The following is a 16,360-nucleotide window of genomic DNA, read 5'->3' as shown; positions in this document are numbered from 1 at the left end:
TATTGGTTTACGAGTACTTACACAGCGGTTAGATACTGAAAGTTAGTGAACATTACCTGAATTTCAAGTATCATTCGCTATTGCTGAATATCCTTATTAATTATAAGGTCATCAAGTTTACAATGCTTGCGAAAACAAAAACGATGTTAGACATTGATAATTCAGCTTTTTTGTCTGAGTTACGATGTTCAACCTTAGAGTATGTTCTCTCAAGGTTGCTTTATTTTTAACGCAATAATTTATTTTATCACCGAAATAGCTTAGAATAGCAACAATTAGCAAAATTAGGCACAGCTAAAGTGGCTTGATATTGTATATTTTCTAAGCCACAAACCCAGTGTGGGATAATCCCATTTCATTCACCTGGAGGAAGTTTTAATGAGCCAAGCCGAAGGCGTTAACGTACAACGCCGTAGAGTTCTTATTGCCTCAACTGCCGCGATTGGTGCAGCTGGGGTAGCTGCTGTGGCAACACCTTTTGTCCGTTCTTGGTACCCAAGCGCTAAAGCTGAGGCTGCAGGGGCTGCAGTGACCCAAGATATTGGTTCTATCGAAAATGGACAAATGATTGTCGTCAAATACCGTGGTAAACCTATCTTTGTGGTAAGACGTACCGAAGACATGTTGGGTACGCTTAAATCAGTTGAGTCACTGCTGTCTGACCCTAACTCAGATGCATCGCTACAACCAGAATATTGCAAAAACCCAGAACGCTCTATTACACCAGAAGTGTTGGTCGTCGAAGGCGTGTGTACGCATTTAGGCTGTGCACCAAACTACCGCCCTGATGTTGGCGCAGCTGACTTAGGTGGTAACGACTGGTATGGTGGATTTTTCTGTCCATGTCACGGGTCTAAGTATGATTTAGCGGGTCGCGTTTACAGTGGCGTTCCTGCACCAACTAACTTACCCGTTCCAGAATATAGTGTGGATGGTACCATCCTGACGGTTGGGGAGGCTTAATATGAGTATGGGTAAAAAGTTAATGCATTGGGTGGACGCGCGTTTTCCAGCGACCGAAACCTATGAATACCATATGTCAAAGTACTATGCACCAAAGAACTTTAACTTTTGGTACTTCTTTGGCGTATTGTCGATGATTGTATTGGTCAACCAATTGGTGACCGGTATTTGGCTAACGATGATGTACAACCCAAGTGCCGAAGGGGCATTTGCGTCTGTTGAATACATCATGCGTGATGTAAAAGGCGGTTGGCTCATTCGTTATATGCACTCGACTGGCGCCTCAGCGTTCTTCGTCGTTGTCTATCTGCATATGTTCAGAGCACTACTTTATGGTTCATATCAAAAACCTCGTGAGCTTATCTGGCTCATCGGTATGGGTATTTACCTAGCATTGATGGCAGAAGGTTTCTTCGGTTACCTCCTTCCTTGGGGTAACATGTCATTCTGGGGTGCACAGGTTATTTTGAACCTTCCTGCTGCTCTGCCTGTGATTGGTGATGGTCTTGCTGAATGGGTACGTGGTGACTATATTATCTCTGGTATCACGTTAAACCGTTTCTTTGCGCTACACGTTGTCGCTATTCCATTGGTCCTTGTGGGCTTGGTCTTTATGCATATTGTTGCGCTGCATCATGTGGGTTCAAACAACCCTGATGGTATCGACATCAAAAAACTAAAAGATAAGAATGGTGTGCCATTAGACGGTATCGAATTCCATCCGTACTACACTGTGCATGACATGGTTGGTATCGTAGTATTCTTTATCTGCTTCTTTGCAGTGGTGTTCTTCTTCCCAGAAGGCGGCGGTTTCTTCCTTGAGCCACCAAACTTTGAGACAGCGAACTCACTGAAGACACCTGAGCATATTGCACCTGTATGGTATTACACACCTTTCTATGCCATCTTACGTGCTGTTCCTGATAAGCTCGGTGGCGTGATTGCGATGGGTGGTGCGATTGCTGCGCTGTTCTTAATCCCATGGCTTGATAGATCTCCAGTACGCTCGATACGTTATAAAGGCATCTTGTCTAAGATTGCACTGACCATCTTTGCGATAAGCTTTGTGGTACTAGGCTACTTGGGTGCGACACCTGCGACGCCTACAGCGACTATCATGTCACGTATATTTACCATTCTATATTTCTTGTTCTTCCTATTGATGCCGTTTTATACTTCTATTGAGAAGTGTAAACAGCCACCAGAACGCGTTACCGGAGGTCACTGATGAGCACGCTAATTAAATCCCTAGCTGGTCTAGGCTTAGGCGCGGCATTAACCTTGACTGCTGGTACTGCACTGGCAGCAGGCGGCGGTGGATGCGGTACTTTCACCAATGCTGATGGCGTAGAAGAACACTTAGCTTGTAGCACAGCCCCTATTGATTTTACCAATAAAGGCTCGCTACAAAATGGTGCGAAAATCTTTATGAACTACTGTGCTGGGTGTCACTCCGCACAGTACGTTCGTCACTCGCGCATCGCTAAAGACTTAGAGATACCACCTGAATTGGTTGAAAAGTATTTGATGGTGACCACTGATCAAATCGGTGATCATATCAACGCTGAGATTGACCTTGATGTGCAAGCATCATGGTTCGGTGCGCCACCGCCAGATTTATCGCTTGAAACACGTCTGCGTGGTGATGACTGGGTTTATACGTACCTACTGTCATTCTATGAAGACCCAAGCCGCCCTTGGGGTGCCAACAACTTAGTACTTGCAAACGCTGCGATGCCTCATGTATTGCATAACATGCAAGAAGAGCTAAGTGCTGAAGAGTTTGAATCTGAGGTTGGTGACTTGGTTAACTTTATGGCGTGGATGGCTGAACCTGTTCGTCATGACCGTCAAGTCATTGGTTTCTTTGTGATTTTATTCTTATTAGTATTACTGATTCCAGTTTACTTGTTGAACAAAGAATTCTGGAAAGATGTAAAATAATTTAAGTCTTAAGCACTAAGATTTCATCATAAAAAGGCATTACTTCGGTAGTGCTTTTTTCATATTTGCTTTTTAATATTCAATACTTACTCATCCACTCCACATCGAGAAAGTAGATAAATAAAGCTCTCCACGATAATGTTTACGTATGTCGTCTTGATAATCGGGTTGACTTTGTTTACGATGACAACCTTCATTATTAACATTAGGCTTTCATGATTGATGCAAATGACATTCCAAGTAGTCAGCTAATCTTATACGCTGATGACAGCTACGATAGTCATGTGGTGCGTCTATTACTTGAAGAAAAAAAGCTTGCCTATTATTTATCACGTCTGCATTCTGAGCGTCCTGAAGATTTGACTGAGCTAAACCCGTACCACACGCTACCTGTTTTACAGCAGCGTGAGATTGCGCTATACGAGATTAACGTTATCTTTGAGTATTTAGAAGAGCGTTATCATACCAATAAGCTACTGCCTGAGACGCCGCAAGAGCGTGCGCAGTTTCGACAGCTAGCATGGCGTATTCAGCGTGATTGGCTGGTACTCGGTAAGCGGCTGCTTATGCATCCAGATAGCTTCAATAAAGCCCAAGCTGCTATGGCTAAAAAGCAGTTAAGCGATTCATTGATTACTCTATCGCCGCTGTTTGCGCATAAACCTTATTTTATGGCAGATGAGTTTGGCTGGTGTGATGTGCTCTTAGCGCCCCTACTATGGCGATTGGAAGAGATGGGCATTGAGCTACCACGCGCCATCAGTCGCCCACTATTCGACTATCAAAAGCGTGTCTTTGAGCGTGAGAGTTTCAAAAAAAGCGTTCGCTAATTAGACAAGAGTAAGCAACTGGCTTAAAATGAACCCTAACAGAATAAAAGTTAATAAGCCGCAATTGAGCCAACTTCATTGATATTAGCTCATCACCTTAAAACCAATAACAACTCTGTCATTAACCATCACCAAAAATGTTCAGCATAGGAAATCATCAGATGAGCGAAACCACATCTATCACCCCAACTCGCCCTTATATGGTACGCGCTCTATATCAATGGATAGAAGACAATGAGTTCACGCCCTATCTCATGGTTGATGCGACCGCTGAAAACGTGCAAGTCCCGACCGAACATGTGCAAGATGGTCGTATTGTATTGAATATCGCTAGTCGTGCAACGGGTAATATGAGCATGGAAAATGACTATATTAACTTTAGCGCGCGCTTTGGCGGGGTATCACAAGAGATTTGGGTACCACTGACGGCAGTGATGGGCATTTATGCCAAAGAAAACTCTCAAGGCATGTTCTTTGATCCAAAAGAATATGACAACTATGAGCCAGAAGAAGAGACTACTACTGCTAAGAAAAGCTCTAGCGCTACGCCTAAGCCGAAACGTGATAATAAAGCCGGCTTAAAAGTTTTAAAGTAATTGACTTTGAAATAGCCGAGAGACAGAACCATAAAAAAGCCAGTCATATTAAATATGCTGGCTTTTCTTATTTTAGCACGGGACGATTGTCTAAAAGGGTGGCAACTTTAAAAACACTTAATCTATTGAAGCTTAAATCCTAGACGCTTACAATCTTATGTCATTAAGTTCTTGGTAGTGTGACGCCGCGCTGGCCTTGGTATTTACCGCCACGGTCTTTATAGCTGGTCTCGCAGACGTCATCAGCATCACTTTGGAAAAATAGCATTTGCGCCACGCCTTCGCCGGCATAAATACGCGCAGGCAAGTTGGTGGTGTTACTAAACTCTAGAGTGACATGCCCTTCCCACTCAGGCTCAAGCGGCGTCACGTTGACGATGATGCCGCAGCGCGCATAGGTTGATTTACCAAGGCAGATGGTCAATACATCACGTGGAATACGGAAGTACTCCATGGTACGCGCTAATGCAAATGAGTTCGGTGGAATAATGCACTCGTCACCGACGATATCAATAAAGCTTTTTTCATCGAAGTTTTTAGGGTCAACCACCACTGAATGCACGTTGGTAAAGACTTTGAACTCAGGGGCGCAGCGTACATCATAACCATAGCTTGAGGTGCCATAACTGACCAAACGCTCGCCTGCATCATTAAAGCGCACTTGACCTGCCTCATACGGCTCAATCATGCCATGCTCTTCAGCCATTTTACGAATCCAGCGGTCAGATTTGATAGACATTTTTCTTCCTTACAAATATTTAATAGCGGTTATGGTACAGTATTTTGATAGCGACGATTATACGGAATTGGCGGCTGAATTTATAGAGCCACAATGACTTTAAAATTAAGCCAGTATCAACTATCTACTACTTTTAAAAATACGATGATTAACACGTGCCCTGTCCAACTACCATTTGGCAAAATGATCTTCTGCTAGCCCCATTACCTTATCAATTTTAATCACTTCACCGCCCACACGTATCTCACCACTATACCATCCAAGCCATTGCTCAAAGATACTGGCAAGCACACCAAAATTATCGGTCTTTTTATAGACAGTAATAGGCGTAAAGGTTAAATCAATGTCGACATTGCTCCAGCCGAGGTTTTCATGATAGATATGCCAAGTATTCTGTGCTGCTGCGTCCAAATCTTGACGTACAAACATCACAGGCGGTAGATAAACTATCTGTTCACCAAGCCAACAGGCATTTTCACTGGCGCCCGTTTCATTGACGCCCATTGATAAGTTCAAAGTAAAATGTCGACCATCTGGCAAATAGCTATTGATACACGTCCAAAACCAGTTGGTCTCGTGGCGCATATAGCCAAGCGTCCAATCTAGATTGGCAATAGTAGTGTCAGTAAAGTCTATCTGCTGAGCTTGGGTATCGGAAGTAGTATCAACGTTAAGTTTTGAATTACCCTTAATGACTATATGTCCAGATACAGCGGTTAATGGCTCTTTTTGTGTGTACGTCCAACCTCGTCTGCCCGTTGGTGTACAGATAGCGAGCGGCTGCGACTGCCTTGCTAAGGTTGCATGGAGTGCAAGGTTTTGACTGTCTAGCGCCACTTTAACTTGCGCGGGCGTAAAATCTAAATTGACGCTCAGTTTGGCATGGGTAAATACCATTTGCCCTTGATAGCAATCACCTTGTAGTTGCGTCTGCCGAGTCAAAGGCTGCAAGGCTTCACATACCTCCAGCTCACCCGTTTCATCGTTATAAAGGTAGACAAAGGCACTGGTCGCCAGCTTAATCGTCGCTACTGCTAAACAGACTCGATACGGTGGCTGAATAATTTGAATAAAGCAGAATTGATTGGCTTTTAAAGCTTTACGCCAATTTGGTAGCGCTTTTTGCGAGATAAGATGACTGTGGTAGTCCAAATAGTTGATGTTTTTTACTTGCGCAAAAACGCCAAAGGTAGGTTGACCGTTTTGAATAAGCTGGTCAAGTTCAACTGGTCTAAAGTGATTAGCGATAGGTTGGTTATTATCATTTTGCTTCATTTTTACGGCATCCTAACCAAAATTCATTGCGAGACTACCTGTCCTTGGTAGCTGACTGCGGTATTTATGATTCTTCTTTTTGCCTGTCCTGATGCTGCCCAAACTGCCTCTCTAATAGCTTTAATCTCTATCGTGGTCAACCCATCTGCTAGCGTTTCGGTTACATTCGCTACTACAAAACCACTCACACCAAATGAGTGCTTGGGAAACTTACGCAATAAATCAGTCATGGCATGTACTGCTGGCAAAAAATCAGCAATCACCATTCGGCGATTGCTAAAATCCGCATTAATCTGCTGACGTTTGCTACTGCCATCCTTATAGTAACAAACAGCAAGCATTTGATTGTTGGAGAGCTCAATCACATATATCGGCGGGCGGAATAGTATTGGGAACTTATACTGCTTGGGAATATTATCTAAATGACGTTGATAAATCGATAATCTCACAATATTCCCTTTTTAAAAAATCCGCTTATCATCGACAGGTTTGGCAAATTTATTAATATTGGCTTCGATATTCTTAGCAATACTCAGATAATACGGCGCAAACTCATCATCAGCGAGTACACTTGGTACGCCTTTATCCACTTGTGCACGGATACCACTGGCAAGTGGCAACTGACCCAATAGTGGCACTTGATATTGCTCAGCGATAAACTCGCCACCACCCGTACCAAAGATAGCTTCGGTATGATTACAGTTGCTACAGGTATGCAGCGCCATGTTTTCAACCACCCCAAGTACTGGAATATTGGTTTTGTTAAACATCTCGACACCCTTTTGCGCATCGAGTAATGCAATGTGCTGCGGCGTCGTGACAATCACGGCTCCTGTGACAGGAATACGCTGTGCGAGCGTGAGTTGAATATCGCCTGTACCTGGTGGCATATCAATCACTAAATAATCTAGCTGTGGCCAGTTCGTTTGGTTATAGAGCTGCATCAGCGCACCAGTGGCTTTTGGTCCACGCCATGCGACAGGGGTATTATCACCATCGAGCAAGCTACCAATCGATAGCATCGCCATGCCATGCGCATCAACCGGCACGAACTGCTCGTTTTCGAGTTGCGGTTTTACATCGGCGACGCCCAGCATCGTTGGCATACTAGGACCATAGATATCGGCATCGAGGACACCAACGCGGTTGCCCAGTTTTTGTAATGCCAAGGCAATATTAACCGTGGTGGTTGATTTCCCCACACCACCCTTACCTGATGCCACCACAATAATATGACGAATACGCGGATGTGCTGCCAGTGATGCTTGCGTTGGTGCCGCTTTGGTAATCGGTGGTTCGCCATCGGTATTGGACTGTGCTGCGCTAGGCTTAGCTTGGTTTGCCATGGCATCTATCGTCTTTGGCATTTGCTTAGGTAAACTACTGCTCGCACCCTTAGTAGCAGCGGCTAAACGGACATTCATGTGAATGGTTTTGATACCGTGCGGCTGCAGCAACTGTCCCAGTTCTTGTTGAATGGTTTCAGGGTTACTATCTTCTGGCAGACGTAAGTCTAAGGTGAGCTCTTCACCGCTCCGTTCCAGTCCTAACACCATGGTGGCTATGCTAATCGTACCTACTTCATAGCCGAGTAGCACCTTATCCACGGCACTATCACGTTCTGCCTGCTGCTGCGGGGTTTCCGTTTTGGGTGTCGATTTATTTTTCTTCATAAAGTTAAACATAGCTACCGTTACTGCCTATACAAGTGGGTGGGCATGCTAAAAACTCAGTTAATACTGTCGCAATAGCGTAAACCATAAGCCTGCGAGCTTTCTAGCCAAACCTTTTATCGTGACAGTGTAGCTCAATTGCAAGGATAAAAAAACCACAATGCCAATAGGATAAGGTGTTGTAAAACTCGTCTACTCTACTGCTTATCCTAATGATTGTTATTAACAGTTCATGCTAGTGAGCGATGCTATTAACTGCTGGTGTTAAGGGCTATCAACAATAACTATCTCTGTATCGCTATTATATTGAATTTTGGACAAGCCTTAGATAAACAAGCAATCAAATGGCTAAGAATCGTGAGGCAATAAACAGATAAATCAGCACTCCTGACGCATCACATACTGAGGTAATCAATGGTGCACTGGCAGTGGCAGGGTCAAAGCCTAGTTTGTTAAGGACAAAAGGCAAACTCATGCCAATCACACAACCAATCATGACCACCGACATCATACTCAGCGCCAGCACTAGCGATACAACCGCATCACCGCGCACATAACCGATAATTGAGATAGCTACTGCCATCGTCGCACCTAGCATGAGCGCTACCAAAGCCTCACGACCAAGCAATGAAAACCAGTCACGCATCACCACATCACCAGTGGCTAGCGCCCGTACCATCAAAGTCGCTGACTGAGAGCCGGCGTTACCACCACTATCAACCAATAGCGGTAAGAAAAACACCAGCACTAAATTGGCGGCAATCACATCTTCAAAATTGGAAATACTCAATCCTGAAAGCAGATTACCAAAGACTAAAAATACCAACCAAAATACCCGCTTACGGTATAGCACTCGTATACTGACGTCTTTTAACTTACCCACCATGGTCGAGACACCACCGGACTTATGGAAGTCATCGGTGGCCTCATCACTGGCAACATCCATGGCATCATCGTGAGTGACAATACCTACCAAAGCGCCACTGGCATCAGTGATTGGCAACGCAATTAAGTCATAGCGCGCGACGGTCTTGGCCACGTCCTCTTGATCATCATTGACATCACAAGAGATGACTGAGTTGACCATGATGTCATCTATCATCTGCTCTGGCGCTGCTAAAATAAGCACCCTTAAAGACACCACACCTAGCAGCTTACGCGCATCATCAATGACATAAGCATGATAAATGGTCTCAGCATCCGGTGCTTCTAATCTAAGGGCTGCCAAGGCCTCAGCCACTGTCATGTCGGCAGCCAACGTGGCATAGTCTGACGTCATCAATGCGCCAGCAGTGCGCTCCTCATAGGCAGACAACCTGCGAATATCTTCACGTTTTGCCTGTGCTAGCGCTGGCAGTAAAGCATCACGCTGTGCTTGATTTAAGTGCTTATATAAGTCAGTACGCTCATCAGATGGCATTTCGCCGACTATTTTTGCTAGGCTGGCGCGCGGAAACTCATGTGCCATGGCGACCTGAATATCAGCGTCCAAATAAGCAAATATCGTTGAGCGATTGGGCAGATGCTCGAGTAGCTGCCAGGCGAGTTTTGGCTCAATCAAAGCCAGCACATCAGCAGTATCAATAGGTCGCAGGTCCTGTAATTGATTGACGGATTGCTCAAACTCCTGCTGTTCGATAGCACGGCTCAGTTTCGCGGCAAAGCTCTCTGCAAAATCTTTATCATTCATTATTTTTACTCCGTGCCACCCAAAATGGTCAGCAATCGCTCATAAAAAAGAGCCAATATAATTGGCTCCAATTAATATAAACAAGATGCTAATGCAATGGGCTTTTATTAGCAAGCCAATGCGTACTCAACCAACGAAACAGCTAGTTCATAAACCAACCGTGACTGGCAACGATCGACTGCCCCGTAAACACATTACTTGGGAACGCTGCTAAAAACAATGCCAATTGAGCAATGTCATCAACGGTGGTGAACTCTTTATCAACGGTATTGACCAACATAATGTCATTCACCACTGACTCTTCACTGATACCTTTTTCTTCGGCTTGTTGCGGGATTTGTTTTCGACCAACGGCGTTTTCACAAACCCTGGACAAATTATATGAGAGCGTACATTGTGTGCAGCGCCTTCTTTCGCCAACACGCGGCATAGTCCAAGCAATCCGTGTTTAGCCGTCACATAAGGCGCTTTATAAAGTGACGCATCGTGCGAGTGCACTGAACCCATATAAATGACTGTGCCACCTTTGTCGTCTTTATACATGTGCTGTATGGCCGCTTTGGTGGTTAAAAACGCCCCATCTAAATGGATAGCGAGCATTTTTTTCCAATCATCAAATGCCATCTTATTAATCGGGTCAATAATCTGAATGCCGGCGTTGGAGACAAGAATATCAATACCACCGAAGCGCTCGACCAATCGCTGTACACCATCATTTACTGCAGCTTCTGATGTGACATCCATTTCAATAGCAAGTGCCCGACCGCCAGCTGCTTCGATAGCATCGACTGTGTGTTGTGCTGGTTCAAGATTGATATCAGCAATACCAACTGCAGCGCCAGCCTTCGCGTAGGTTTCAGCGATGTCACGTCCGATACCACTTGCAGCGCCTGTGACTAAGGCCACTTTACCGGTCAAATCTTGTTGTAATTGGGTCGCCATATTTTATAGTCCATTAATAAACAGGTTGTTTGGATGTCTGTGCTAGACATATTAATACAACAAGCTTATTGAGCAATACGCACTGGCGTTTTCTCTTGTAGCTCATCAAAGCTGACACCTTCTGCCAGCTCAACCAACTTCAAACCATTTTCAGTCACGTCTAATACGGCAAGCTCGGTGATAATACGGTCGACCACGCCTTTACCTGTCAGTGGCAGCTCACAATTGGCAAGTATTTTTGGCTCGCCATGCTTATTGACTTGCTCCATCAGCACAATCACCCGCTGCACACCGGCCACCAAATCCATCGCACCGCCCATGCCTTTGACCATTTTTTTGGGAATCATCCAGTTGGCCAAATCCCCTTTTTCTGACACTTCCATCGCGCCTAATATTGCCAGATTTACATGACCGCCACGAATCATTGCAAACGACTCTGAGCTGCCAAAGTAACTGGCACCCGGTTCTGCGGTCACCGTTTGCTTGCCCGCGTTAATCAAATCTGCATCGACATTCTCCGCCGTTGGAAACTCGCCAATACCTAATAGTCCGTTTTCAGACTGTAGCCAAACATCCACATCATCAGGAATATAGTTAGCCACTAGCGTCGGTAGTCCAATGCCCAAGTTTACATAATAGCCGTCTTCTAGCTCTTTTGCGGCACGCTGTGCCATCTGCTCTCTTGTCCATGCCATGGTGATTTCCTTATTTTTATAACCACTCCAAGAAATATGATTAGCGGCATCAAACTCGCTTAGTCTACAAAATGTAGCACTTAGGGTTATCTTACTTGCTGCTCAATTTTTAGAAGTGGTATTACAATATTCTATTATTAACGTCATTTTTGAAAGGTTTGGATAAAAACACTCACTAAGCACTCTCAACGGCTTTAGTGGTGGTTTTTTCGATACGTTTTTCAGGGTTACTATTTAAGACAATACGCTGCACAAAAATACCAGGCAGGTGTACTTCATCAGGGTCAAAGGTACCCGTCTCTACGATTTCTTCAACTTCGACGATGGTGATTTTGCCTGCCATCGCGCAATCTGGATTGAAGTTACGGGCCGTCTTATTGAACATTAAGTTCCCCGCTTTATCTGCTTTTTGCGCTTTAATCAAGGACACATCTGCACGCAATGAATGCTCAAGCACATAAGTGCGACCATCAAAATCACGGATTTCTTTGCCTTCAGCGACCATAGTGCCAACGCCAGTCGCCGTATAAAACGCGGGAATACCTGCGCCGCCCGAACGCAATTTTTCTGCCAACGTCCCTTGCGGGGTCAGCTCAACCTCTAACTCGCCGGCTAAGTATTGACGCTCAAACTCCTTATTTTCACCCACATAAGATGAAATCATTTTCTTAATTTGACGGGTTTGTAATAGTAATCCTAAGCCAAAATCATCGACACCTGCGTTGTTACTGATACAGGTCAAATCCTTAACTCCGCTATCACGCAATGCTTCGATTAACGCTTCAGGAATACCGCACAGACCAAAACCGCCGATAGCAAGTGTTTGTCCATCACTTACCACACCTTTTAGCGCCTCTTCGGCACTACTGTATACTTTTGAGCGACTCATGCTTATCTCCTTGCAAGTCTGTTTTTTGTTATTAACGTCCATTATCTATCATGATTTATTTACTGTGCCAATCAATAGAGTATTGGCTGTTTTAAATTTATATTAATACACTTTATATCGATATATCATCATTAAAACACTTGTGCTAACTTAACATATAATTCTCATAGCGAGAAGAGAATAACCGTAAGAACGAACGAGACAGCACAGTAGCGGGGTATGAGGCAAGTCAATATCATATTTTTCTAGATTAATGTTTGATAAAAAATCAAAAATCACATATTTTGATTAATTTTATTGATGTTCTTTGCTTATCGCGGTTACTCAGTGCTGATATTAGCACCGATTATGGCGACTTTAGCAGTATTCTTATCAGGAGATTTTTTAAGCAGTATCCCAGCATACACCGATGTTTTCATGGGCGCGTTAAGTGGGTTTTTACTTAAGTTCTTCCCTATCTTCTTATTGGGCGCATTGTTCGGTCGTTTAATGGCTGACTCTGGCGCGGCGACAGCGATTGCCAATACCGTGGTCGAAAAACTCGGTGCCAGCAAAGCCATTCTAGCGGTTATCTTGGTTTGTGCCATTTTGACATATGGTGGCGTGTCGTTATTTGTCGTGGCGTTTGCTATCTATCCAATCGCCAAAGACCTATTCAAAGCTGCAGACATTCCTAAGCGTTTGATTCCGGCAGCGATTGCCGGGCACGCCAGCCATTCAGAATGCCATTCCAATCCCTTACTATAATACCAACGTCTTTGCCGCGCCTATCTTAGGTATCATCGGTGGTACCATCATGTTCATCTGTGGTTGGTTATGGCTGCAGTCACGGGCCAGAAAGGCCAATGCTGCAGGTGAAGGCTATGGTCAGCATGACGAAGAAGATGTGGGCGGTGTTGGTGCGGTTAAAAAAGAAACCGAAACCCTCAGTACGCACCACACCTCATTTACCGTCGCTATGATTCCATTGGTATTGGTTATTGCTCTAAACGCCGTTCTGACCTATTACATTTTTCCGTCAATGGACTTTAGCGCCTTACAAGCGCAGTTCCCTGATTTAAATATCGCAGGCTCGCTTGGACTATGGTCAATTATCATCTCATTGGTCGTTGCTTGTACGGTTTTGATTCTGTTACGTATTGGTCATTGGAACAACCTACAAAAAACCATCAACCGCGGTACTTATGACTCGATGTTGCCGATTTTTAACACGGCGTCGGAAGTGGGTTACGGTGCAGTGATTGCCTCATTGGCAGGCTTTCTTATCATTCGTGATAGCATCTTAAACCTAAACCCTGACAATCCTTTGATATCAGAAGCGGTGGCAATGACCACGTTGGCTGGTATCACAGGTTCATCATCTGGTGGCTTGAGTATCGCTCTATCGACGTTGGGTGAAGATTATTTAAGAATGGCAGTTGCCGCAGGTATTGATCCAGAACTCATGCACCGTGTTGCTGTCATGGCAGCAGGTGGTTTGGATACGCTACCGCATAGTGGTGCGGTCATTACCTTACTGGCGATTTGTGGTTTGACCCATAAGCAGTCTTATCTAAACGTCGCTATGGTGACCATGATTATCCCGTTAATTGCGGTGGTTGCAGTGATTATCCTAGGTACGATGTTTGGCTCGTTTTAGAGAGATTAAGACACTAAAAGCAGATCTTAAATATTGGCTTTAAAGAAACTGCTCAAATACCATCGTCATTTACTTTTATAAAACCCACTTGGCGAACTGCTTGGTGGGTTTTTTAATGACAGCTATATAGCTAAGCGATTCTGTTCACTGCCATGACAACTGCTGTGTTAGTTAGTGTATTAATTACTCAGGTAATGACACAAATTTGACTGATTTACGGTATCATAGGCACACTTTTTGAATTTTTATTTGCTTAATAATTTTTTCAAAGTTTTAACATTGATAGTTTGACATTAATAGTATCGCGTCTGCTCGCCATAAATCGCTTGCGACGTTTGATAACCAACCCGTTTATATAAAAATATAGGTGATGATAGTGCGTGAGATTCTAGTAACCAGTGCGCTGCCCTACGCCAATGGCTATATCCATTTGGGGCATCTTGTAGAATATATTCAGACCGACATTTGGGCACGTGCGATGAAAGCGCAAGGCCATCAGGTCACTTATGTCTGCGCGGATGATGCACACGGTACGGCAATCATGCTCAAAGCAGAAGCCAATGGCATCACGCCAGAAGAGCAAATTGCCTCAGTTAAAGCCTCGCATGAAGCCGATTTTGCCAAATTTTTGATTAACTTTGATAACTATCACAGCACCCATTCAGAAGAAAATAAGCATTTCTCTGAGCTGATTTATCGTCGTCTTAATGGCGCTGGACATATCAGCACCAAAGATGTTGAGCAATTATTCGACCCTGAAAAGCAATTGTTTTTAGCGGATCGTTTTGTCAAAGGCACTTGCCCTGAATGCGGTGCGCTTGATCAATATGGCGATAACTGTGAAGTGTGCGGCACGACCTATGATGCGACAGATCTTAAAGACCCGTACTCAACCTTATCTGATGCCACGCCTGTCCTGAAAACCTCTAAGCATTACTTCTTTGACCTACCTGAGTTTGAGCAATTCCTAAAGGATTGGACGCGCAGTGACAATCGTTTGCAAACATCGGTCGCCAATAAGCTACAAGAATGGTTTGATGCTGGCCTAACCAGCTGGGATATCTCACGCGATGCGCCTTATTTTGGTTTCCAAATTCCAGATACCCCAAGCGATGAGCCAGACAAGTACTTTTATGTCTGGCTAGATGCACCAGTCGGTTATATGGCGAGCTTTAAAAACCTTTGTGATAAGCGAGCGGGAACTGAAAACGAATTGGACTTTGACCGTTATTGGATGCAAGAAAACGAGCATAAAACCGAGGTGTATCACTTCATCGGTAAAGACATCGTTTACTTTCATGCGTTGTTTTGGCCAGCCATGCTAGCCGGTAGTGAATTCCGTACGCCGACAGGTGTCTTTGCCCATGGTTTCTTAATGGTCAATGGCGAAAAAATGAGTAAGTCACGCGGCACCTTTATCAAGGCCGAAACTTACGCGGAGCATTTACACCCTGAATACTTGCGTTATTATTTTGCTAGCAAACTGTCTGATAAAGTCGAGGACATCAACCTTGATTTAGAAGACTTTATGCAAAAGGTCAACTCTGACTTGGTGGGCAAAGTGGTTAATATCGCCAGTCGTAGTGCCGGCTTTATCGTTAAAAAGTATGACGGCATGCTGTCGGACGTTTGCGTAGAATCTGAATTATTGGAAGATATCACCAAAACCGGCGATGCAATTGCTGCCGCTTACGAAAATCGCGAGTTCTCACGTGCCATGCGCTTAATCATGCAATGTGCAGATAAGGCCAACGAGTACATTGATGAGAAAAAACCCTGGTCGCTTGCCAAGCAAGAAGGCACTGAGCAAGAAGTTCAAGATGTCTGCTCGGTTGCGATTAATATCTTCCGTCAATTGATGGTATATTTAGCGCCAGTGTTACCTGAGCTGACTGCCAATGCCAAAGAGTTTTTAAACATTGATGACTTGAGCTTTGCTAGCCGTAACCAATGGTTGCTTGGTCATAAAATCAATAAATTCAAACCTTTAATGCAGCGTATCGAAGAAAAAGATGTCGCAGCGATGGTTGAGGCGTCAAAAGAATCTTTGGCTCAAAATGCGACGCCAGTTGCTAATGCCGACAACATCTCAGCAAAGAAAAATACGCCATCAGCAAAAGAGGCTGATACTGATACAAATGCTGAGCAAGCTGACTATATCGGTATCGAAGACTTTGCCAAAGTTGAGATGAAAGTCGCCCACGTCTTAGAATGCAATCATGTTGAAGGCGCGGACAAGCTACTGCAATTTACATTGAACGTTGGCGAAGACCAGCCGCGTAATGTATTTAGCGGTATCCGTAAATTTTATGAGCCTGAGCAATTGGTTGATAAAAAAGTGATTTGCGTGACCAATCTTGCCCCGCGTAAGATGAAGTTCGGTGTCTCAGAAGGCATGGTGTTATCGACTGGCGATCCAAAGACAGGGCTAACAGTCGTGACCTTGCCTGATGATTGCGTCGTTGGTGATGTGCTTGCCTAAGAA

At 44.3% G+C, this 16,360-nt stretch carries 15 protein-coding genes and 1 pseudogene; 7 read left to right on the top strand and 9 right to left on the bottom strand.

Going from position 1 to position 16,360, the window contains the following annotated elements; translation table 11 throughout:
* The first annotated feature begins 378 nt into the window (after positions 1 to 378).
* The 5 genes from petA to QL919_RS03220 all read left to right on the top strand — a co-directional run bounded on the left by petA (position 379) and on the right by QL919_RS03220 (position 4,333).
* A complete protein-coding gene (gene petA / locus QL919_RS03240; RefSeq protein WP_290188154.1) occupies positions 379 to 963 on the top strand; it encodes a ubiquinol-cytochrome c reductase iron-sulfur subunit in 585 nt (194 codons plus the stop codon).
* Between the two features lie 22 nt (positions 964 to 985).
* Entirely contained in the window at positions 986 to 2,191 is a 1,206-nt protein-coding gene (locus QL919_RS03235) for a cytochrome bc complex cytochrome b subunit (protein WP_290188174.1), read from the top strand.
* The gene (locus QL919_RS03230) at positions 2,191 to 2,907 is read left to right on the top strand and encodes a cytochrome c1 (protein WP_290188153.1); all 717 of its coding nucleotides are present in this window, start codon (positions 2,191 to 2,193) and stop codon (positions 2,905 to 2,907) included. Before QL919_RS03235 ends, QL919_RS03230 begins: the two co-directional genes overlap by 1 nt.
* A gap of 215 nt (positions 2,908 to 3,122) precedes the next feature.
* Positions 3,123 to 3,737 carry a glutathione S-transferase N-terminal domain-containing protein gene (locus QL919_RS03225; protein ID WP_290188152.1) on the top strand — a complete coding sequence of 205 codons (615 nt, stop codon included), beginning with the start codon at positions 3,123 to 3,125 and terminating at the stop codon, positions 3,735 to 3,737.
* A 161-nt stretch (positions 3,738 to 3,898) separates the two neighbouring features.
* Positions 3,899 to 4,333 (top strand): ClpXP protease specificity-enhancing factor, encoded by a 435-nt coding sequence (locus QL919_RS03220; RefSeq protein WP_290188151.1) that lies wholly within the window; start codon positions 3,899 to 3,901, stop codon positions 4,331 to 4,333.
* Between the two features lie 163 nt (positions 4,334 to 4,496).
* Here QL919_RS03220 and dcd read toward each other — a convergent pair whose 3' ends face one another.
* The 9 genes from dcd to QL919_RS03175 all read right to left on the bottom strand — a co-directional run bounded on the left by dcd (position 4,497) and on the right by QL919_RS03175 (position 12,236).
* A complete protein-coding gene (gene dcd / locus QL919_RS03215; RefSeq protein WP_058369435.1) occupies positions 4,497 to 5,072 on the bottom strand; it encodes a dCTP deaminase in 576 nt (191 codons plus the stop codon).
* Positions 5,073 to 5,240: 168 nt separating this feature from the next.
* The gene (locus QL919_RS03210; RefSeq protein ID WP_290188150.1) at positions 5,241 to 6,347 is read right to left on the bottom strand and encodes a DUF2804 domain-containing protein; all 1,107 of its coding nucleotides are present in this window, start codon (positions 6,345 to 6,347) and stop codon (positions 5,241 to 5,243) included.
* Between the two features lie 23 nt (positions 6,348 to 6,370).
* On the bottom strand, positions 6,371 to 6,796 hold the full coding sequence (locus tag QL919_RS03205) for a hypothetical protein (protein WP_290188149.1): 426 nt from the start codon (positions 6,794 to 6,796) through the stop codon (positions 6,371 to 6,373).
* Positions 6,797 to 6,808: 12 nt separating this feature from the next.
* On the bottom strand, positions 6,809 to 8,032 hold the full coding sequence (apbC, locus tag QL919_RS03200; protein ID WP_290188148.1) for an iron-sulfur cluster carrier protein ApbC: 1,224 nt from the start codon (positions 8,030 to 8,032) through the stop codon (positions 6,809 to 6,811).
* Positions 8,033 to 8,360: 328 nt separating this feature from the next.
* Positions 8,361 to 9,710, bottom strand: a complete 1,350-nt coding sequence (gene mgtE, locus QL919_RS03195; protein ID WP_290188147.1) for a magnesium transporter — start codon at positions 9,708 to 9,710, stop codon at positions 8,361 to 8,363.
* Positions 9,711 to 9,852: 142 nt separating this feature from the next.
* Complete coding sequence (locus QL919_RS03190) at positions 9,853 to 10,002, bottom strand: hypothetical protein (RefSeq protein ID WP_290188146.1); 150 nt, start codon at positions 10,000 to 10,002, stop codon at positions 9,853 to 9,855.
* Positions 9,999 to 10,652, bottom strand: coding sequence for a 3-hydroxybutyrate dehydrogenase (locus QL919_RS03185; RefSeq protein ID WP_290188145.1), 654 nt, complete (start codon positions 10,650 to 10,652; stop codon positions 9,999 to 10,001). Before QL919_RS03185 ends, QL919_RS03190 begins: the two co-directional genes overlap by 4 nt.
* Positions 10,653 to 10,717: 65 nt before the next feature.
* Complete coding sequence (locus tag QL919_RS03180; RefSeq protein WP_290188144.1) at positions 10,718 to 11,347, bottom strand: CoA transferase subunit B; 630 nt, start codon at positions 11,345 to 11,347, stop codon at positions 10,718 to 10,720.
* Between the two features lie 175 nt (positions 11,348 to 11,522).
* Positions 11,523 to 12,236 (bottom strand): CoA transferase subunit A, encoded by a 714-nt coding sequence (locus QL919_RS03175; RefSeq protein WP_101210622.1) that lies wholly within the window; start codon positions 12,234 to 12,236, stop codon positions 11,523 to 11,525.
* A gap of 300 nt (positions 12,237 to 12,536) precedes the next feature.
* Between QL919_RS03175 and QL919_RS03170 the strand changes: the two are divergent.
* Positions 12,537 to 13,875 (top strand): annotated as a pseudogene (locus tag QL919_RS03170) (GntP family permease).
* Between the two features lie 370 nt (positions 13,876 to 14,245).
* Complete coding sequence (gene metG / locus QL919_RS03165; protein WP_290188143.1) at positions 14,246 to 16,357, top strand: methionine--tRNA ligase; 2,112 nt, start codon at positions 14,246 to 14,248, stop codon at positions 16,355 to 16,357.
* Positions 16,358 to 16,360: the final 3 nt, after the last annotated feature.

The sequence above is a fragment of the Psychrobacter sp. APC 3426 genome (genome assembly GCF_030408035.1).
Lineage (GTDB): Bacteria > Pseudomonadota > Gammaproteobacteria > Pseudomonadales > Moraxellaceae > Psychrobacter.
The sequence above is the reverse complement of the archived record's forward strand: the minus strand, read 5'-3'. Positions and strand labels throughout refer to the sequence as shown.

Excerpts from the sequence above, each read along its gene's own strand:
- QL919_RS03175 (WP_101210622.1), bottom strand. The coding sequence starts at position 12,236 with ATGAGTCGCTCAAAAGTATACAGTAGTGCCGAAGAGGCGCTAAAAGGT.
- QL919_RS03185 (WP_290188145.1), bottom strand. The coding sequence starts at position 10,652 with ATGGCGACCCAATTACAACAAGATTTGACCGGTAAAGTGGCCTTAGTC.
- QL919_RS03220 (WP_290188151.1), top strand. The coding sequence starts at position 3,899 with ATGAGCGAAACCACATCTATCACCCCAACTCGCCCTTATATGGTACGC.
- petA (WP_290188154.1), top strand. The coding sequence starts at position 379 with ATGAGCCAAGCCGAAGGCGTTAACGTACAACGCCGTAGAGTTCTTATT.
- QL919_RS03210 (WP_290188150.1), bottom strand. The coding sequence starts at position 6,347 with ATGAAGCAAAATGATAATAACCAACCTATCGCTAATCACTTTAGACCA.
- apbC (WP_290188148.1), bottom strand. The coding sequence starts at position 8,032 with ATGTTTAACTTTATGAAGAAAAATAAATCGACACCCAAAACGGAAACC.
- QL919_RS03225 (WP_290188152.1), top strand. The coding sequence starts at position 3,123 with ATGATTGATGCAAATGACATTCCAAGTAGTCAGCTAATCTTATACGCT.
- QL919_RS03230 (WP_290188153.1), top strand. The coding sequence starts at position 2,191 with ATGAGCACGCTAATTAAATCCCTAGCTGGTCTAGGCTTAGGCGCGGCA.
- QL919_RS03180 (WP_290188144.1), bottom strand. The coding sequence starts at position 11,347 with ATGGCATGGACAAGAGAGCAGATGGCACAGCGTGCCGCAAAAGAGCTA.
- QL919_RS03235 (WP_290188174.1), top strand. The coding sequence starts at position 986 with ATGCATTGGGTGGACGCGCGTTTTCCAGCGACCGAAACCTATGAATAC.
- mgtE (WP_290188147.1), bottom strand. The coding sequence starts at position 9,710 with ATGAATGATAAAGATTTTGCAGAGAGCTTTGCCGCGAAACTGAGCCGT.
- metG (WP_290188143.1), top strand. The coding sequence starts at position 14,246 with ATGATAGTGCGTGAGATTCTAGTAACCAGTGCGCTGCCCTACGCCAAT.
- dcd (WP_058369435.1), bottom strand. The coding sequence starts at position 5,072 with ATGTCTATCAAATCTGACCGCTGGATTCGTAAAATGGCTGAAGAGCAT.